We start from the raw sequence: 20,083 nt of genomic DNA, 5'->3' as shown, positions 1-20,083 counted from the left end.
AAATCTTAAGCGATTCCCAGCCGTTTTACCTTGTAATGCATCATTCGCGGGCTCACGGAGAGTTCGCGGCCGGCGGCGCTCAGGTTGCCGTCGTTGCGCTTGAGCGCTTCGTTCAATATTTCGCGCTCAAAGTTGTCGAGAATGGTTGCGAGGGGAGTCTTGTCGTTACGGATGAGGGCCGTGTTGCTTGCGCTGCCCGTCTGCAGTGTCGGCGGCAGGTCGTGCGCGTTGATGCAAGTGTCGGTGGTGGCGAGGCAGGCGTGCTCGATGCAGTTTTCGAGTTCTCGCACGTTGCCGGGCCAGTGGTAGCTCATGAGCATGTCGATGGCGGGGGAACTCAGGCGCAGGATTCCTTTGCCGTACTTGAGGTTCATCTTCTCGATAAAATGGTCGGCGAGCAGCAATATGTCGGTCTTGCGCTGGGCGAGGTCCGGCAAGTTTATTTGGAAAATGTTCAGGCGGTAGTATAGGTCTTCGCGGAAGGTCCCTTCTTGTAGCATCTGTTCCAGGTTCATGCTGGTCGATGCGATGATGCGTGCGTTGCAGCGCTGGTAGATGTTGCTGCCTAGGCGGCAGAAACCGCGCTCCTGGACGAATTGTAGAAGCCTTGCTTGTGCCGCCCGCCCGAGTTTGCCGATTTCGTCCAAGAAGAGGGTGCCTTCGCGCGCATGTTCCGCTTTGCCGATGTGCCTGCTAGTCGCTCCGGCGAAGGCCCCGCGCTCGTAGCCGAAGAGTTCGCTCTCAAAATTGTTCGCTCCCGGGTCGTCGTTCAGGGAGTCGCAGTTCATCAGGACGAATGGCTTTTCCTTGCGGTCGGAAAGCAGGTGGATGCTGCGGGCCGCGTGCTCCTTGCCTGTCCCGGTTTTCCCGCGGATGAGGACGGTCGCTTCGGAGTTCGCGATGTGGCGGACGCGCTTTGAAACTTCGCGCATTTCGCGGGAGTTGCCGATGAGTTCACCGGGCTTTTCTTCGATAAGGTTGCGCAGTTTGTCGTTGATGGATTTGTATTCCTGGCCGATTTCTGCGAACTTTTCGGTGAGGATATCGCGGATTTGGGCAAAAAGCTCCGGCTTGGCCCGTTTTTGACGGAGGGCTTGCTCTATTTCGCTCAAAGCTTCGGTTTCGATATCCTGAACTTGCACTATTTCCTCTGAAAAACCGTTCCGGGCGGAGAGACCCCGCCCGGAATGGTTTGCGCCCCTCCGTGGCCGGAGGAAGCTGTCTAGGAGAGAATTGATACCTATAAAATAGCTTCTTTTCGCCCTTATGTATTACATTTGTGTAAAATTCATTAGTTTTTTACATAAATGTAAAGAAAAATGGAGAAAAAGTGCGATTTTTTCCCTGCAGCGGAGCTGTTTTCGTTTCTATTTTTCCTTTCATGAACCGCACAAAAGCTATTTACGACATTGCTACAGCCACTCCGGCGCCGGTAAAACCAGCCGAACCGGTCAACATCGACTTTTACGGTGAAGACGTTTTCAACGCCGACACCATGCGCAGCTACCTGCCGAAGGATATCTGCGAAAAGCTCCTCGCCACGATCGACGAAGGGGTCGCTCTCGACCCGAACATCGCTGGCGACGTCGCCCACGCCATGAAGAAGTGGGCCATGGACCGCGGAGCCACACACTTTACGCATTGGTTCCAGCCGCTGACCGGCTCTACCGCCGAAAAGCACGACAGCTTCCTCGAACCGAGCGGCTGCAAGGCCATCATGGCGCTCAGCGGCAAGAACCTCATCGTGGGTGAGCCCGACGCCTCCAGCTTCCCGAGCGGCGGCCTTCGCTCTACGTTCGAAGCCCGCGGCTACACCGCCTGGGACCCGACGAGCCCGGCATTCATCAAGCGCCACGGCAACGGAGCCACGCTTTGCATCCCGACGGCGTTCTGCAGCTACACCGGCGAGGCCTTGGACAAAAAGACCCCGCTGCTCCGTAGCCTCCAGGCGCTTTCCAAGTCCACTCGCCGCCTCATGACCTGCTTCAAGGCGGGCCCCAAGAAGACGACCGTCACGCTCGGCGCCGAACAGGAATACTTCCTCATCGACAAGCGCTTCTACCTGCAACGCCCTGACTTGTACCAGGCCGGCCGCACCATCTTTGGCGCCACTCCCGCGAAGCACCAACAGATGAACGACCACTACTTTGGAAGCATCCCGAGCCGCATCCTCAACTTCATGAACGACGTAGAAAAGGAACTGTGGCGCCTCGGTATCCCGGCCAAGACCCGCCATAACGAAGTCGCCCCCGCGCAGTTCGAACTTGCCCCGATTTTCGAGGACGTGAACCTCGCTTGCGACCACAACATGATGATCATGGAAACGCTCCGCAACGTGGCCGACCGTTACGGGCTCGTGTGCCTGCTGCACGAAAAGCCGTTTGCCGGTGTGAACGGCTCGGGCAAGCACAACAACTGGAGCCTTTCCTACGGCAAGGGCAACCTGCTCAATCCGGGCAAGGACCCGCACCAGAACGCCGTGTTCCTCACGACGCTGTGCGCCATCATCTACGCCGTGGATACCCATGCCGACTTGCTCCGCATGACCTGTGCTGGTGCGGGCAACGACCACCGTCTCGGTGCGCACGAGGCTCCTCCGGCCATCATCTCCATCTACCTGGGCGACCAGCTGATGGACGTAATCGACCAAATCGAGCAAGGCGTGCCCAAGTCCAGCAAGCAAGCCGGTGCCATGAAGCTCGGCTCCGACATGCTGCCGCCGCTCCCGCGCGATGCCACCGACCGTAACCGTACCTCGCCGTTTGCGTTTACCGGCAACAAGTTCGAATTCCGCGCGCCTGGTTCCAGCCAGAGCTGTTCCGAGCCGAACGTCGTGCTCAACACGATTGTGGCCGAAGCCTTCGACATGATTGCCGAACAACTTGAAAAGCTCGACGAGAAGAACTTCCACACGGGTCTCCAGAAGCTGCTGCAAAAGATTGTGAAGGAACACAAGCGCGTCCTTTACAACGGCAACGGCTATACCGACGAATGGGTGAAGGAAGCGGAACGCCGCGGCCTCCCGAACATCCGCACCTCCATGGAAGCCCTCAAGGCGCTCGTCAAGGACGAAAACATCGCCCTGTTCGAGAAGTACGGGGTGATGAACCGTGCCGAGATGCGTTCCCGCTACGAGGTGAACGTCGAGGATTACCACAAGCGCATCCACATCGAGGGCGAAATTGCCCGCGACCTTGCCAAGAACGTCATCTTGCCGAAGGTGGTCGAGGCCTATTCCGGTGCGCTCAGGACGAACGAGATGGCCCTGAACCAGGGTTTCCCCGGTCTGGACGGCTATGCGAAATCGCTGGGCGAGGGCTGCAGCAAGCTCATGGATGCCGTTTCTGCTGTAGAATCGGCCCTGGATGGTGAACATGAGGGCATCATTTCGGCCATTGCGGATCTCCGCAAGGTGGTGGATAGCCTTGAGAAGGTTGTGCCCGACGAACTTTGGCCACTGCCGAAGTATCGCGAAATGTTGTTCATTTACTAGTAGGTGAGGCCTTTTTCCCTTAAAATTGAAGCGGTTCCTTTTTTTGGAACCGCTTTTGTTTGTATATTTGCGTTGCCTTATATCCTGGTAAAGGGGGAGATGTTTGGGAAACACAGGAGAACGTATGCTGAGAATGTCCAGAGTCGCATCTAAAATGCATCGGGCTTTGATATTACTATCCATTTCGGGTTTGCTTGCTTATGCCATGGCCGCGAGTGTGCCTGTGGCTCCGTTCTCGTTCGGAAGCTCCGGTGCTGATGCTGCCAAGTGGGACAAGCTCATGAAGTACAAACTGTGGGCTTTAGGAAGTGGCGCAAATACACCGGCAATTACTTTTGAATCGGACGTCCATATAACCGATACGGTTGGTTTTGTGGGTTCCCCAAAAGGCGGCCTTCAATTTATAAACGATCAGCACTCTTTGGGTGGCCCGCTTCTTTTTGCCGGAAACTTCACGAATGCAAATGGAAGTGATACGATTATAACGGGGCCGTTCCGTTTTGCGACATTTACAATCGCAGATAATAGTCGCAATAGCAACTATTTCTATGGACCATATTGTGTTACGAGCATGAGCTCGCATATCAGTTTGAATCATGGAAATGCTGTTGATTCTTGTGCAATCGTTCCGCAGGTAGATTCTGATCTTTCCTTGCCGACGGTCGGTTCTCATACGTATAGCGCTTCGCTTGGAACAGTTGATCGAAATGGTAATGCAAATAGTATCACTATTCATGTGCCGTCAGGTTCTACCGTTTATGATGTCAACATTTCTGCTTTGTATCTCAGAAATGAAGCAAACCTTTATGTGGCGATGCCCCCAGGCGGTCGTCCGACCCGTATTTTTATTATGGGTAATGTAGAATTGTCCAGTAAGACTTCTTTTAAAGTCATTTATGCGAAGAATGCGTCTCAATGGAAAAACAACGCCTGGGATGTAGGTCCTTCTGATGCGGCGTCGAATGATAAATATAATGGCGATCTTCTTGTTTATTTCAAAAATGGGGTGTCCTTTCCTGCGGGCGAGAATAGAATTATGCAGGGAACGCTCATTTCTTCATCGGATATTAGAATCCAGCAGCACATGAGTTTTGCTGGCCAGTTGATTGCAAAAAGCATTTACATCAATTCGGATTTCAAAGCTGACCAGTTCCGTTATGTGCCATTCGATCCTCCGGTAATCAATTCCACGGCCTTGGCTTCGGGAAGCCTTCATGAGGGAAGAACGAGTGAAACGTTGAATGTCCAGTTGGACAAGGCTCCCTCGGTCCCGGTGACGATTAAATATTGTATTGCCTTTGATTCAAAAGCGAATGCGAATCAGGGAAAGACGGGGAAGACGGGTTCTGTCATTACGGCTGCAGCACAGGCCGACCTCAATACAAGTGGAGTCACATTGTGCTCTAATAACGGCTCTAAGTCGGCTACCTTTAAATCTGACGGTAAATCTTTGGAAAATCCGATTACCCTAACTGCTACGGACGATATCCTCGCTGAGAATACGGAGTTTTTCTATCTGCGGATTTTGGACATTACCGGTGGTGTCTTGGAGAATGGAGCGCGTTCTGGAGACTTCAAAATCTACATCGAGGACAATGACAGCGAACCTAGTGGCAAGGACACGATCATTACCACGATTGTAAGTAGTGCGGGTGATTCCATCGGTTATGAGGACGTTCCCTTCAAGATTGAATCGTTCCCAGCTTACTACAAGGCGACGAGCAATATCAATAATGTGGTACTTACCCCGATGACGGACTACAAGGTCCAGATTGTAAACGCTCCCACGAAGGGCTCCCTCAAAAATGGAGCTGAGGCTGTCGATGGGGGAAGCGTCATTAGCTCTGCAGACATCAAAGCTGGGAAGTTGACCTACGTGAGCGGTTTGAACGAATTTGGTGATACGACTGGGACGAATCCAGAATTCAAGTATTCGACATTCACATACAAGATTGTCGATGATTATGGTGAGGCCTCTAAGAATACTTTCACGATGACTATCGCGATGAATCCGGTCAACGACAAGCCTGAAATTACAAACGCATTGTCGTCGGATTCGAAATTGCATTTGACGGTTAAGGAAAATTCCGCGATCGGGGTTAAAGTCGGCACGATTACAGCCCAGGATAGCGTTGATTCGAACCGAGATCTCGGGAACACCCTCACATACAAGCTCGAAAACATTTCCGGGAATCCATCCAGCGTGTTCCAGATTAACTCCAAGAACGGTGCTATCACGGTGAAAGCGGCTACGCTGGATTACGAAAAGCAAAAGACATATGAAATGAGAATCATCGTGACCGACAACGGTGTGCCGGGCGACCGCTCGAAGAAACTTACCGATACGGTTGTGGTGCATGTCGATGTTGAGAACCAGAACGACCCGCCGGTGATTTTGCGTGGAGATACCACAATTTCTGTACGTGAACATGCCCCGAAGGATTCCATCTTTATCGAGTACAAGGCGACTGACGAAGATGCTGGCCAGCATGTGACGTTCCGTATGGAATCTGCGGATGGTGCTACATCGCTTCCGTTTACGCTCGTCGCGCTGACAGACAGCGATAGCGCCTATATTAAGGTGGTGAGCATTAACTACGAAACCCAGCCGACGGTGTACAATCTCCGTATTATTGCCGACGATGGAAATGGTGGCAGTGCTACGGCAATGCTCACAATCAACATTCTGGACGTGAACGAAACTCCGACTTTTGCACAGTCCAGTTATGAATTCTCCATCGACGAGAAGTACAAGGGTGGCGATCTGGTTGGCCAGGTGACTGCAGCGGATAAGGACACCAAGGCTACCCCGAAGACCGTGCTTACGTATTCTTTGGTGGGTGTTAACGACGTGACGAATGGTTCCACTGCAGTAACGGGCTTGTTCACCGTCAATTCTTCGACTGGAGAAATTAACGTAGATCCTTCCATCAGCGGAATGTTGGGTCAATCTTATGCGAACCACGATTATGAGGTGACGGTCAAGGTTACGGATAACGGTAAAGAACAGAACTTCTCCGTGAACAAGAAGAACCTTTCCAGAAACATCAAGGTGGCCGTCCACATTGGGAATGTCAATGATCCTCCGGTCTTTGACAAGAAAAAATACACGTTCAACGTCAATGAAAATACTCCGCTTAATACGCGCTTCGGCAGCATCAAGGTCACGGATGAAGATGAAGAAGACGGTATGACTCTCAGCATTATCACTTCTTCGATTCCGTTCACTATTGCGACCGTGAAAAAGGGAGAGTACAAGCTGTCCGTGAACGGCGCTCTCGATTTCGAGACGAAAAATTCCTACTCGTTCAAAGTGCGTGTGACGGACGGTGTGGCTAGCGATACTGCCGATGTGGTGGTCAAGATTAACGATGTGAACGAAAAGCCCGTCATCGCCGACTACACGTTCAATGTGGATGAAAATTCCCCCAAGGGAAAAACGGTGGGCACGGTCAAGGTGAAGGACGTGGATACTTGGACGGTCATGGGTTATGAGCTCAAGGATTCCACAAAGAACATTGCCAACGTGTTCACGATTACTCCGGCGTCCAGTTGCGACAAGGGATATTTCTGCGGGGACATCAAGCTCAAGGATTCCGTGCTGGACTTTGAAAAGACCGCAACCTACTATATGTATGTGATTGCGACAGATAACGGAGAGAACGCGGGCTTCCCGCCGGACATGTCGGATACAGCTGTCGTGACGATTAAGATTAACGACAAGAACGATCCTCCTGTCATTGGCCCGGTTGCTGCGGATGTGAATGTCAAGGAACATGGGAGCGCCGGTGAATTCCTGGTTGGGTTCAAGGCGACAGACCAGGACAAGAACCATTCTCTCACCTTCAGCATGGTGTCTAAGAATGGCAAGACGTTACCGTTTGACATTGTGCCGGTTTCGGGTAAGGACAGTGCTTACGTCAAGACCAATAAGGAATTGAATTACGAAACGATGGACACGGTTTACAATATCTATGTCATTGTGAACGATGGCACGGCTAAGGATACGGCGAACTTGACGGTCCATGTCCAGGATATCAACGAAGCTCCGGCTTTCGACAAGGGTGAATACAACGCTCGAATCAACGAGAAGTACAGTGGCGGTGATTCGGTCTGGATTTTTGAGGCGAAGGATAAAGATACCAAGGCCAAACCCGCTACGGTCCTGACTTATTCACTTGGCAAGGTCTACGATGTGACGGATGCCTCGAACAAGGTTGAAGCGGCCGGATTGTTCAGCATTACCTCTGCGAGTAACAAGGGCTATGTCTTGGTGGCAACTTCGGGTATGCTGGGTCAGGCCTATGCCGGCCACACGTTCGAAGTTGTCGTGACGGTGAAGGACAATGGTTCGAAGCAGAACTTCTACGATAACAAGAAGGATCTTTCCGCTACGACCAAGTTGAAAATCGTGGTGACCAACGAGAACGATCCTCCCTACCTCGAAAATAGGCCTTTCAACTTTGATGTCGATGAGAATTCTAAGTCGGGAACGCTTGTCGGAACGATCAAGGCTGAAGACGAAGACCTGAAGGATAAACTGACATTTGATATGGTGCTGTCCGGTTCTGATGTCCCGTTTGAATTCCAGAAGGTATCCGACAGGGAAATTAAGGTGGTCGTGAAGAGCAATGCGAAGCTCAATTACGAAGCCGATAGCCTCTACACGTTCAAAGTCGCTGTGACGGACGGAATTGCCGGCGATACGGCCGATGTGACCATCAAGATTAACGACGTGAACGAGTATCCGAATATCGTGACTGCCGACCTCTACATTGACGAGAACTCGTCGACCGGAACATCAGTCGGTAAGGTCAAGGTCACGGATGAAGACCTCTGGACAAAGATGGACTACAAGCTCCTGGATTCCACGGCGGGTGCTACGAGCGTCTTCAAGATTTCCTCTTCGTCCACTTGTGATAAGGGCTATTTCTGTGGTGAAATCACTCTCAAGGATTCTGTCCTCAATTACGAAAAGGATAGCGTCTACTATATGTATGTGGTTGCTACGGATAATGGAAAGAACAAAGGCTTCCCGCCTGACCTCGCCGATACCGCGGTTCTCAAGGTTCATATCAACGACAAGAACGATCCTCCGACCTTTGACTCGAGCTCTGTGACTGTCGGTGTAGACGAGAATTCTCTGGTGGAAACGCTCGTGGGTTCTGTTTCCGTCTATGCCAAGGACGAGGACAACCTGATCAAGAAGAAGGATACGCTTGTCTACTCGCTCATCCCCGTTTCCAAGAATTCCACGAAGTTCTTCAAGATTGACTCTCTGACGGGTGAAATCAAGGTGGCGGAAGATTCGCTCGATTATGAGTCGGTGGCTGTGTACCAGGTGAAGGTGCGCGTGACCGACAATAGGGATCCGCAATCTGCCGATACGATGCTCGTCATCATCAATGTCAACGACGTGAACGAAAAGCCGACGGTTGTGCAGCAGAAGTTCGATATTGACGAACTGGAACCTGCTGGCTCCGTGTTGAACGGAAGCCCCGTCAAGGACGGCGATTTGGATACGGCCAAGGCGTTCAAGATGCACAAGTATTTCGCTATTGACGGCGATACGGCCAAGTTTGCTATTGATTCCCTGACGGGCGAAATCACGACGAAGGAAGTGCTTACTTACAGCAACACGGGCGCAAACGACTACTCCTTGACGGTACAGGTTGTTGACTACAGCGTGCCGAGCAAGTTGCTCGTTGCCGAAGAGGTGATGCTCATTGCCGTGAACGATGTCAACAAAGCGCCTGTCATCGCTCCGGATTCCTTCGTGGTCAAGGAAAATTCTCCAGAATCCACGTTTGTCGGCCAGATTAAGGCTACCGACGACGAAGACTCGCCTTCGCAGTTGACATTCACTCTCGTGGGTACATCGAAGGAATTCGATCTTTCGACAGACGGCATTATCACCGTGAAGAAGGGCGCAAACATTGACTACGAACGCACCAAGTCTTACACGTTGCAGGTTGAGGTGGCCGACCTTAAGGGATTGACCTCCATTGGCAAGGTGAAGATTAATGTCGAGAATGTGCCCGAAGCTCCGGTTCTCGAGGCCGACACCTTCCACGTGGCCGAAACGGCCGTGGCCAAGACGCTTGTCGGTAAGGCTATCGGCATGGACCAAGAAGACGCCGATTCGCTGTTGACCTATACGCTCATTGGCACATCGGAAGAGTTCGATGTTTCTACGTCCGGCCGCATTACCGTGAAGAAGAGCGGCGTGCTTGATTACGAATCGACGACCAGCTACATTTTGGAAATCTACGTGACCGATACGGACAGCATGTCCGATACGGCCCGGTTCCTGATTATCGTGGACGATGTGAATGAGGCCCCGGTAATTGAGCCTGCCGAATTCCATGTGGCCGAGAACTCTCCGGCAAAGACCAAAGTCGGGACTGTGGTGGCTCACGATGCCGAAGACCCGGATTCCGTGTTGGTGTTCTCGCTTGCGGAAAGTTCCAACGAATTCGAGATTTCTTCTTCTGGTCGTATTACCGTGAAGAGTGGCGCAAACCTTGATTACGAAACCAAGAACCACTACGATTTGAAGGTTTTCGTGACCGACACGAAGAAAGTTTCTTCTACGGCGATTGTGAAAATCTGGATTGATGATATCCGCGAGATTCCGACGATGGACGATACGACTCTCGTCATTCGCGAAGATGCCAAGCCGGATACGACTTTTGCCAAGCTTGTCATTGATAATCCTGAGAACGACAAGGTCAAGGTAACTCTCATTAACAATGTCAAGGAATTCAAGGTGTCGGAAAATGGCGAAATCAAGCTTGTTGAAGCGCTAGATTACGAGACCAAGAAGAAGTACGAACTGGTTGTGGTTGTGGAAGGCGACGATGGTAGCCTCGATACGGCGCACGTGACTATCAAGGTGCAGAACGTCGTCGAAGTGCCCGATGTCAAGATTACCCGTGCAAGCGATGAGGATTCCCTCTGGCTTGAACCCGATACCATCTTTACCAACTCCAGGAAAATCGATTTCGAATGGACTGTCGACAATAAACTGCAGCCGGATACCACGGTGAAGTTCCCGAAAGACAGCACCTACATTGTCAAGGTCTGCTTTGACGACCCGACAAAGGACAAACCGGGCTGCGATTCCGTTGTCGTCATTGTGGACAATTCTATCCCGAAGGTGACGATATCGAAGATTGCCGAAGATACGGTTGCCATTTCGAACGTGACGATTGTTGAACAAGTCGACGAGAACGATACGAACTTCTACGTGAACCACGAATTGAACGAGGTGCGTATCCATATCAAGGACAAGGCGACCGAGACAGACTCCACGTTCAATACGAATCTCCGTCTCGATTCCCTGTTGAATATCAGCAAGTCCTTGTCGGATGTCAAGAAGGTGTCCAAGAAGAAGGACATCACGATGGATGACGCCGAATCTGCCGAGACAACGCGTAACCTGATTAACGACAAGACATACGAAGTCTCCTTCGACATGAAGGTAGACGGTAAGAAGGTGAAGGTCTCTTACAACACCGACAAGAAGGGTCGCGAAATCAAGAACGAAGACGGCGATGTGGTGATGACGGTCAAGTACCAGACGGTCATTGGCGGCAAGGATGTCACGGTCTCTTACAAGGTGAACGGCACTACCGGTGAACTGATTAAGGACGATAACGGTGGCTCTTACGAATACTCCTACGAGTTCGACGACGACTTCGGCGGGCATGTGGGCGTCCGTTATTCTGTAGATGACAAGGGCGAAATTGTCAAGAACGAAGAAGGCAACTACGGTTACCAAGTCAGCTACACCTACAAGAACAAGTTCGGCAACATTGCCACGAAGAACATCTTCATCGTCGTGGACAAGGTTGTTCCGGTGGTCAAGATTACCTCTCCCGAGAACAAGGCTATCGTGCGCACGCGCGGAGTCAATGTCACGTGGACTGTGGATGGCGAAGTGCAAGACACCCTTACGATCCAGGGCTTGAAGGTGGGCATCAACGCCATCATACGTACATACCGCGACAAGGCGGGTAACGAGGCTTCGGATACGGTCTTCGTTGTCATGAAGAACCCGAAGTCCATCAATGTGCATGTCGTAAAACCGGTCACGAAAATCGATGCGGATTCCGTTGCCAAGTACTATGGCGACAATCCTCCGAAGGATGGCCAGTCGTTTGCAGTGAGCCTGTACAATCCGAAGGAAGACAAGGAAATGAAGACGCTTGTCGGTGGCTCGTTCGGCAAGAAGAAGGGTGACCTCGAAGAACCCTATCCGGGAGTCAATGGGGGTCACCTTGGTCCGACGCTCTCCTTTGATGCTGTGGCGCCTCGTTGCGGCGACAATCCTGCTTCCGGCCTCTGCACCTTGGACGACCTCCTCGAACGCGATGGCCTGATTTCGCTCGATGTCGGTGGTGGCTGGGACCGCGAGAAGGTGACTGTTGATGAATACGTCAATAATTACTGTAATGCCGAGTTCCGCAAGGAATACAAGGGCGACAACGCGAAGGCCAACCTCTTCAAGATGAAACTGCACGTGAATGTCTGGGTTTATTCCAATCTGGGTTCATTCTTGAACGAATACCGTTTTGAGCAAGACTTGAACGATCCGGAATTCGTCAACGATGTTGGCGAAATCAAGATGTTCTTCGAATTGACTCCTGACTTAAATGGCGACGTGGTGACGCAGGAAGGCCGCTTGCTTGGTACGGGCGCGTACATCTTCAAGACCGAAGTCAAGTCGGTTGCCGAGCTGCGCTGCAAACTCCCGGATGAGGAAATCGGCCACAAGCGTTATGCTTCGGACGAACTGCTCAAGTCGTTCGGCTACAAGAGGCCGAAGAAGAAAAAGAAATAGTGGCCTCGCTGCCATAATGAAATTAAGAGCATGCCGATGGGCGTGCTCTTTTTTTATAGCCGGGATGGCTAGGAGTAAGGGACTCTTAGCGACGGCGTTGAAGTATGCTGTTGGCGTGCTCCACTTGCTCGGTTGTCGGGCTCGGCGTGTCGCGGAGCGTATAGGGTATTTTGAGGTCGTCCCACTTGTGGATGGCCATGTTGTGGAAGGGGAGTACTTCCACTCGCTCAATGTTCTTTAGGGGCTCGATGAAGTCTGCCAGGGCCTGCAGGTCCTCGTCGCTGTCGGTAAGGCCTGGAACGAGCACGTAACGCAGCCAGACGGGCTTGCCCATGCGGGCGAGCCGTTGCGCGAAGTCCAGTGTGGGCTGGAGGGGCTTGCCGGTGAGTTTCTGGTGTGTCTCGGGGTTCATTTCCTTGATGTCGAGCAGCACGAGGTCCACGCTGTCGAACCATTCGTCGGGTAGGCCCGCGGCAAGGAATCCCTGCGTGTCAAGCGCCGTGTGCAAGTGCAGCTCGTTCTTAGCTCGCTCAAAGATGTCGTGTACGAAGTCAGCCTGTACGAGCGGTTCACCGCCGGTGATGGTCAGCCCCCCTGCCATGCGCAGGAACCCGGCGTATTTCCCTATTTCGGCCAGGATGTGGTCCGAATCCGTCTCGTTGCCGTCGTGGAGGTTCCAAGTGTCGGGGTTGTGGCAATACAGGCAGCGGAACGGGCAACCCGTAGTGAACAGCGCAAAACGAACACCGGGACCGTCAGATGCGGCCCCGGTGATGAAAGAGTGTACATAGCCTTTAACAGCCATTTCCGTTTAGAAGAAGATGTTTATACCCGCTGTCGTGTAGAACGTGAGCAAGGTAGAGTCCATGAATTCCTTCTGTGCGACCAGCGTCTGGTTCAAAAGGCTCGTGAAGCACTGCACCACGCGAATGTTGAAGTGTACGTAGCGGCTGAACATGTAGCCCAAGTCAAGCGCACCGCCGACTTCGACACCGGACGTGGCGATGGTGTTCTCGTAGTGCTTGTCGTTGCCCATGTCGAGGCCCATATCGAATTCCGAAGAACCCGTGAGCTTGAGGCCGATGTTGAGACCAAGGCCGAGATAGACGTTGTAATCTTCGAGGACATAGCGCACGATGATCGGGATTTCGAACATCATGATGTCGATGGAAGCTTCGTTCGTGCCGTAGTCCGTGCTCTGTTTGTAAAGGTACTGGCGGAAGTTGAACGTGAGTTCCGGAACGACAAACAAGTCCTTGATTCCCAGGGGCATCTTGACCATGAGGCCGCCACCGGCCTGCCAGCCCAAACCCCATCCGTCGGAATTGGTCCCGAAGAACGTGTTTGTACCGCCCTGGGCGCGCACGCCGAGCATGATGGCACGGGCGAAACCTTCCGTACGCTGACGGTTGATTTCGGCCTTGGAAGTCGCCTCGTTCTTGTAACGGGCGTAAGCCTGTGCGTAATCTTCGTCGTTTGCGAATTCGCTGTCATCTCCGCCGTCGTAGGAGCTGGATGCTGCTGGCCTACTGCGGCTATTGGAATCACCACCAATCCAATCATCCGAATCGTCGTCCTGTGCAAAGACGGCTCCAGAAAACGCGAAAATAAAAGCACAAATCAGGGAAAGTGTTTTCGTTTTCATACTTGAATTATAACAATATTAATTGTAAACAACGCTCTCCTAAAAATATCTTCAAAAATTTGTGTTGAGAAAATATATTGGTAATTTGTTTTTTACGAAAAATGTGCAAAAAACGGGCTTTTGGGGCCCGCGGATAGTTTCATGAATAAATTAGAATTGGTAAAAAATGCCGAAAGAAGCGTTAAAAGGCCATAATTCGGAACCAAACAGTGAGGATTCCGCCAAATTGTCTTCGTCCACGAGGTTGGTAAAATATTGCACGATGCGGATGTCGAACCCGAAGTGGCTGTTGAAAATAAAGCCGAAGTCAACTACCGCACCCAGTTCTACGCCGTTTGTGGGGATGGTCTTGTCGCGTTTGTCCTTCTGCATTTTCCCTTCGATTTGCGTTTCTTGCCGGAATTCGGAAAATCCGGAGAGCTTGAGGCCCAAATCTCCGCCCACGCCGAAGAAAAATCCGTCGTCTTCGCCAATGTAACGGAGCATGAACGGAATTTCGAACATGTACATCTCGACATAGGCTTCGTTGTCGCTGATTTCCGTGGTTTCTTCGTGCAGGTAGCGGCGATAGCTGAAATCCAGTGCCGTCATTATCCTGAATGTCTGGGCGCCGAACGGAATCCTGACGAACAGCCCGAAGTTGCCGAGATAACCGGGGTTCCAGGTGTCGGCTTTTTCGCCGAAAAGCAAGTTGACGCCACCACCTAGGCGGAATCCCAAATTGATGGAGGTGTAGAAACCTTCCTTGCGGGCGCGGTAAATTTCACGGTTCTCGTTTACGTATAATGCGTCGGCGTCTTCGTTGTATGTGACAGATTTCTTGGATGCAGTGGAATCGGCCGTGTCGTCGGCGCAGTCCGGATTGGCTGAATCGGCCGGAGTACACTCTTCTTCGTCGTCTTGGTTGTTTGCGGCTGCACTTTGCTGAGTGTCGCCTTGCCTAGTTTCGAAGGTGGTCACACCGCAGCCGTCACCGATACAGTCGGGGTTGGGCTCGTTGTTCCCGTCGTTCAGTTCTGTCCTGCCGCCGTTCTGGGAGGCAATCCATGCGGAGTCAACATCGGTCTCATAAGTGTTTTGACCGAATGATGTGACGCACATCAACAAAAAGATGACAGCAAATATGCGAAGTTTTGATAACATATTATAAAAATAGTTTTAATTCTTTTTATTAGGGCGGTGTAGGGCTGTTTTTTTATATCCTATTATGGAATATTTCTATGGAATAAAGGCTTTTGTGAGCAAATTTTCAAAAAAAGACAGATTTTGGCCCAAAATGTTTGCAATTGCCGAGGTCCTTGAGGCCTGCGCCTATTTGGAGCGACTTGCCAAAGCGTTATAAGAAAGTCTTTCATGACGAATTTTTTTTGCCGAAAGAAAGTGTGTGTTCAAGGGGTGACGAGGAAACATTCGTTTGTTTGAACTATGAGAGGAATTTCGCTTTTGGCGGTTTTTTTGTGTCCTGAGAATACGTGTAAAGAAAATATTGTTGCCAATATGTCAATAAGCGGTGCTTGTTGAAATTGTTTACAACAAAAACAAGTTTAATTGTTTTAGAAGGCTTTTCTTTTTTTTTATCTTAATATAAGAGATGCCAATAACCCGAAGGAGTCAATCATGTCTATGTTGTTCGAGAAAAATAAACGGATTTTCAATATTGCTGGCGTGTTGACTTTCGCTCTGACACTTTCTCTGACTGCCTGTAACGAAGACGGAACGTCACCTTCGGTGATCTCGATATCTGGGGATGGTCCCGGTGCCGAGACTCCGTCTCCCTTGACAAACTCGCCTTTGAAAACCGGGGACTTAGTTTGTAGCGATAGCATGGAAGTCGATGGCCGATATCTAGAAATGGTCAGCACCAGCTCTTCAAAACCGGCTGAAAAAGCTTACTACAAGTGTGAAAATGGCGAATGGGCCAGCGTCTCTAATGCGGAAATTCCTGTTGCGGATGATTTGATCTTGCATAAATGCTTGGGTGTTGCCTGCCTCAATACGAGAACCTTCGCCGATTTCCAGAAGTGCAATGCCAAGAACGAAGGCCTTGTTGATTCAACGGTAACTCTCGATGAGGGCGTGAAATATTACATGTGCGAAAAAAGCGAGTGGAATTTGATTAACGGCACTCTCGCTAAGTGTACCACGGCAGAAACAAAGGTTGGTGATGAATGCTGTGATGTCATTTATAGTACTTTTAAGGTGACATACCCATCTTATAGCGTCCTTTATAAGTACACTGAAGATGGCTGGACGAATCAGGGCGTATATAGCGACCTTGAATGTAAAGAATTCAGCTATGATCCTGCAGATTCGTGCTCTGTTCCGGCCGATGCGTGTACTGAAAGCATCAACAATAAAATTGATTCTACGCTCAAGTCTGCAAAAACTTCGAAGACGTGTTACTCATTATGCTTGAATAAAGAATGGAAGACGCTTTTTGCAGATGAGGTGGCGGTGCATTCCTATTGTGGCGAGCCGAACAATGGAAACGATAATCGGTGTTGCTATACGCCGCCTGCGGAGGTTACTGAACAGTATCCTTGGTATGGGAGTGCCATTTATGTTTACGAAACCTATTTTGGATGGAGAGTCAAAGAATATTACGATTTGCCTCATTGCAAGGAATCGGCGGAGTAAATTATCATGTCAATATTGCCCATGAAAAATAAATGCTTGTTCAAGGCCGCTTGCGCGCTGGCCTTCTTGCTGGCGCTTTCCTTGACCGCCTGCGATGGCGATGATAAGACTATGGTGCGATTGGATGATTCCGGTGCCGAGACTCCGTCTCCTGCAACAAAGTTGCCCTTGAAAGTTGAGGATTTGATTTGTAGCGATGACATGCAAGTTGACGGCCGATATCTAAGAGTCTTCACTCCAGAAGATGATGAATATTCTTACTATAAATGCGAAAATGGCAAATGGATCAGCGTTACTGAAGCGGAAGTTGATAAAGCATATGAATCTACTGAGGAAGATTTGGTTTTCAGTAAATGCTTAGGCGTTGATTGCCATATTAAAAGAGACCTCGCCGATTTCCGGAAGTGCAATGCCAAGAACGAAGGCCTTGTTGATTCAACGGTAGATTTAGATGATTCTAGAGAAGTAAGTTTTTATACGTGCGAAGACAATATGTGGGTGTATGATATTGATGCTACATGTGATGCATATCTTCGTGATTTTGAACCGAATATATTGTGTGATGAATCGTATGAGATTGATGGGGCGTTTTACAAATACAGTAGTTTTTATAATGGAGGTTGTGGTGATAGATATTATAAATGTGAGAATAATAAATGGTCTATTTCTAGGGGTGTAGATGGAATTGTGTATGATCCGTTTCCATTATCAAGTAGGGATTTAATCCAAAGACTTCGTTTCAAGAAATGCAACGCTGAAAATGAAGGGCTGGTAGATTCCGTCGTTCATATGGCTGAGTCAAAGTTCGATAACGGGTACACAGATTATTACAAGTGCGAACAAGGCTCTTGGATTAAATATGATAGCCATTATGAAAATGTTTGTGCAGTGAACGATTCTGATGAAGACGACTCGAATCTCGTGTGCGATACTGCGGGAGTGTCAGTAGGGGCAATTTGTAAAAGATCGGTTTGCGTTAATACGGGAAAATCCATCATGGGATGTCATTCTGTTTGTTATGGCAAAAATACGTATCTCTATATGGGTGACGGCGTTTGGGAGCCTTTGGCCTTTTCTGATGTTCTTGGTAATCGAAGTAATTCTGATAGCTCTTTGGCTCAATGGACAATGGAATGTACTGCTGAAAACGAGGGGAGAAAAGAAAAACATTCTTATGGTGTAGCTCCAGATGTTATTGAGTTCTATTACAAGTGCGTTGACGGCAAGTGGATCGAGATGAGTGAAAGCGATTATGAAAACGATTATGAAAACGATTATGAAATTGAATATTATTGCACTGCGGAGAAACTGGAGAAACCGAAAATTGGCGATACATGCTCCGTCAAGTTGGGAGATAGCACGCGGCATTATTTGTTTATTGATGTGCAACTGGAAAGTTCTCAGGACCCAAGAAATATGTGGGTAGAATCCACTGTAGACTCTGTGCTTGGCTACTGTCCGCAGGTTCATACGGAAACGAGGTATATTCAGAAAGACGAAAAATTTTATTACTGCTATGGGGGCGAGTGGTTGGAGGCAGGTCTTGTCCCGCATCAATATACGGATCCGCGTAAAGAGGGCCTGACCGACGAGGAATACGATGTGCTGGACTTGCCGAAAGAGGCTTCGGTAGGGGACCGTGTCGGCGGCTTGTTGGAGAAATGCTTTAATAGTAAACTAATTACTGAAAATTATGATGTATATTTTTGTTTGCGTCAAAACTACTATCGTTATCGCGAGGATGGTACCTGGACTTTGGAAACATGGGATGACATACAAGATGACCCGTCTTTCGATGTCCCCGATTGTACTCCAGAAACAGAAGGTATGGAATGGAGTAAGCCGCCTACTTCAGATGAACCGGGAACAATTTACAAACGCGAGAAGGTGGTGACTCCATGGGCTTCTGAATCCGGTCCCTATTATGATTGTGAAGATGAAATCATTGATTACATTTTTGTTAGGTCCCAAAAGAAGTAGGCTTGCTTTGTGTTCTTATTGTATTTTTTAAGTGCTCTTGTGCATGGAAGGTGAGATGTCAATGTTGCCTATGAAAAATAAATGCTTGTTCACGGCCGCCTGCGCGCTGGCCTTCTTGTTGGCGTTTTCCTTGACCGCCTGCGATGGCGATGATAATGTGTCGGCATCCGAGAATGATTCCCATGAGGCCCATTGCGATTCTCTTCGTGCTAGCGTTATTAAACCGATGCAACCTTGCAATGATTCTTTAGAGGGATATTTTTTTGCGAGCAGAGGGAGCAATAATTGGATTTTAGAGTCATCACCATGTGGCGCATCGCCTGATATTATTTATTACAAATGCGAAAATAATGAATGGAACGCTGTTTCTAGTACAGAAATCCCTGTTGGTGCGGTTTATGTATCAACTGCAGATAATAGAGACATGTTCCAAAAGAATGATTTTAAGGAATGCAACGCTGAAAATGAAGGGATAGTCGATTCTATTGTTGTACCAGATGGCCCTATCGAACTCAAACACTATTACAAGTGCGAACAAGGTTCCTGGGTTAATGACGATGTAGGATTTACTTGTGGTACCACGGACGTGCAAGTTGGGCAACCATGTTTGTATACAATTTATTACAGAAGGGGCTCGGTCGCGACAGCATACATATATACAAGTGATGGAATTTGGGAGCCTGCAGAAGATATATTGGGCGAATGCAATAATGAATATAAGGATTATTCATGGATTGTTGGATCAGATACGATAGTACGTTCTTATCGATGTATTTATGGAGATTGGTTTGATGGGGATGCTCGTACTGTGGAAGAAAATTGCGCCAAAGAAAAACCGACAGATGGGGATACGTGTTCCTATGAATCGGACGATGGCAAGATGGAGTACTATTACTTTGTTGAGCAATATGGATGGCGGGAAAGTACGTATGATTCCAAGTTTGGTTATTGTCCGCACCTTTTTGATCCGGAATATAGAACGATTTATGCTAAATCAGATGATGAGAAATATTTCTATTGTGATGGTGGCGAGTGGTTGGAGGCAGGTCTTGTCCCGCATCAATATACGGATCCGCGTAAAGAGGGCCTGACCGACGAGGAATACGATGTGCTGGACTTGCCCAAGGATGCCAAGGTTGGAGACCGTGCCGGTGGGCTATTGGAAGATTGTTGGTATAATGCATATCTAGAATTTGGGGATTCGGTTGGTGATAAGTACGATTACTGTTTGCCACGAAACTATTATAGGTATCGCGAAAATGGCTCTTGGACCTCGGAAACGAAAGACGATATAGAAAAAGATTCTCGGTTTGAGGATTTTGAATGCTCAGAAGAAAACGAGGGCCGTGAAGTTGAAGTATTGCCTACTTCAGAAGATGCGTATCCGCCTGGTGAGATTTACAAATGTACTTCTGGAAAGTTGGTGTTTGTGGACTATAATTATAGTCGATCACAAAAAAGTGGCTTGTAACTCAAGAAGTCA

General features: G+C 49.5%; 9 protein-coding genes. 5 read left to right on the top strand and 4 right to left on the bottom strand.

Translation table 11 applies throughout. The features are described 5' to 3' along the window. Positions 1 to 5: 5 nt before the first annotated feature. Positions 6 to 1,142, bottom strand: a complete 1,137-nt coding sequence (locus tag Q0Y46_RS07205; protein ID WP_297946171.1) for a sigma-54 dependent transcriptional regulator — start codon at positions 1,140 to 1,142, stop codon at positions 6 to 8. A gap of 239 nt (positions 1,143 to 1,381) precedes the next feature. Here Q0Y46_RS07205 and Q0Y46_RS07200 point away from each other — a divergent pair, with 239 nt between their 5' ends. Together Q0Y46_RS07200 and Q0Y46_RS07195 are read left to right on the top strand one after the other, a co-directional pair. Then, positions 1,382 to 3,493, top strand: coding sequence for a glutamine synthetase III (locus Q0Y46_RS07200; protein ID WP_295681387.1), 2,112 nt, complete (start codon positions 1,382 to 1,384; stop codon positions 3,491 to 3,493). Positions 3,494 to 3,617: 124 nt separating this feature from the next. Next, positions 3,618 to 12,338, top strand: coding sequence for a cadherin repeat domain-containing protein (locus Q0Y46_RS07195; protein WP_297946167.1), 8,721 nt, complete (start codon positions 3,618 to 3,620; stop codon positions 12,336 to 12,338). An 85-nt stretch (positions 12,339 to 12,423) separates the two neighbouring features. On the opposite strand, the gene pflA is transcribed toward Q0Y46_RS07195, so the two are convergent. From pflA to Q0Y46_RS07180, 3 genes are all read right to left on the bottom strand, one after another. Continuing rightward, positions 12,424 to 13,143: a pyruvate formate-lyase-activating protein gene (gene pflA / locus Q0Y46_RS07190; protein WP_173842751.1), complete on the bottom strand. Its 720-nt coding sequence runs from the start codon at positions 13,141 to 13,143 to the stop codon at positions 12,424 to 12,426. 6 nt (positions 13,144 to 13,149) lie between these two features. Next, positions 13,150 to 13,983 (bottom strand): outer membrane beta-barrel protein, encoded by an 834-nt coding sequence (locus Q0Y46_RS07185; protein WP_173842752.1) that lies wholly within the window; start codon positions 13,981 to 13,983, stop codon positions 13,150 to 13,152. Positions 13,984 to 14,133: 150 nt separating this feature from the next. Continuing rightward, positions 14,134 to 15,084 (bottom strand): outer membrane beta-barrel protein, encoded by a 951-nt coding sequence (locus Q0Y46_RS07180; RefSeq protein WP_297946162.1) that lies wholly within the window; start codon positions 15,082 to 15,084, stop codon positions 14,134 to 14,136. A 516-nt stretch (positions 15,085 to 15,600) separates the two neighbouring features. Between Q0Y46_RS07180 and Q0Y46_RS07175 the strand changes: the two genes are divergently transcribed. From Q0Y46_RS07175 to Q0Y46_RS07165, 3 genes are read left to right on the top strand one after another with little or no spacing between them, the layout of a single operon-like run. Then, complete coding sequence (locus Q0Y46_RS07175) at positions 15,601 to 16,620, top strand: hypothetical protein (protein ID WP_297946160.1); 1,020 nt, start codon at positions 15,601 to 15,603, stop codon at positions 16,618 to 16,620. A gap of 21 nt (positions 16,621 to 16,641) precedes the next feature. After that, on the top strand, positions 16,642 to 18,600 hold the full coding sequence (locus tag Q0Y46_RS07170; RefSeq protein WP_297946157.1) for a hypothetical protein: 1,959 nt from the start codon (positions 16,642 to 16,644) through the stop codon (positions 18,598 to 18,600). A 55-nt stretch (positions 18,601 to 18,655) separates the two neighbouring features. Beyond that, positions 18,656 to 20,071 (top strand): hypothetical protein, encoded by a 1,416-nt coding sequence (locus tag Q0Y46_RS07165; RefSeq protein ID WP_297946154.1) that lies wholly within the window; start codon positions 18,656 to 18,658, stop codon positions 20,069 to 20,071. Positions 20,072 to 20,083 lie beyond the last annotated feature (12 nt).

This window comes from uncultured Fibrobacter sp. (assembly GCF_947305105.1).
GTDB lineage: Bacteria > Fibrobacterota > Fibrobacteria > Fibrobacterales > Fibrobacteraceae > Fibrobacter.
This window is presented reverse-complemented; position numbering and strand designations above follow the sequence as displayed.

Bases quoted from the DNA above. Each gene is read 5' to 3' on its own strand.
- Q0Y46_RS07165 (WP_297946154.1), top strand. From the start codon at position 18,656: ATGTCAATGTTGCCTATGAAAAATAAATGCTTGTTCACGGCCGCCTGC.
- Q0Y46_RS07200 (WP_295681387.1), top strand. From the start codon at position 1,382: ATGAACCGCACAAAAGCTATTTACGACATTGCTACAGCCACTCCGGCG.
- Q0Y46_RS07180 (WP_297946162.1), bottom strand. From the start codon at position 15,084: ATGTGCGTCACATCATTCGGTCAAAACACTTATGAGACCGATGTTGAC.
- Q0Y46_RS07195 (WP_297946167.1), top strand. From the start codon at position 3,618: ATGCTGAGAATGTCCAGAGTCGCATCTAAAATGCATCGGGCTTTGATA.
- Q0Y46_RS07185 (WP_173842752.1), bottom strand. From the start codon at position 13,983: ATGAAAACGAAAACACTTTCCCTGATTTGTGCTTTTATTTTCGCGTTT.
- pflA (WP_173842751.1), bottom strand. From the start codon at position 13,143: ATGGCTGTTAAAGGCTATGTACACTCTTTCATCACCGGGGCCGCATCT.
- Q0Y46_RS07175 (WP_297946160.1), top strand. From the start codon at position 15,601: ATGTCTATGTTGTTCGAGAAAAATAAACGGATTTTCAATATTGCTGGC.
- Q0Y46_RS07170 (WP_297946157.1), top strand. From the start codon at position 16,642: ATGAAAAATAAATGCTTGTTCAAGGCCGCTTGCGCGCTGGCCTTCTTG.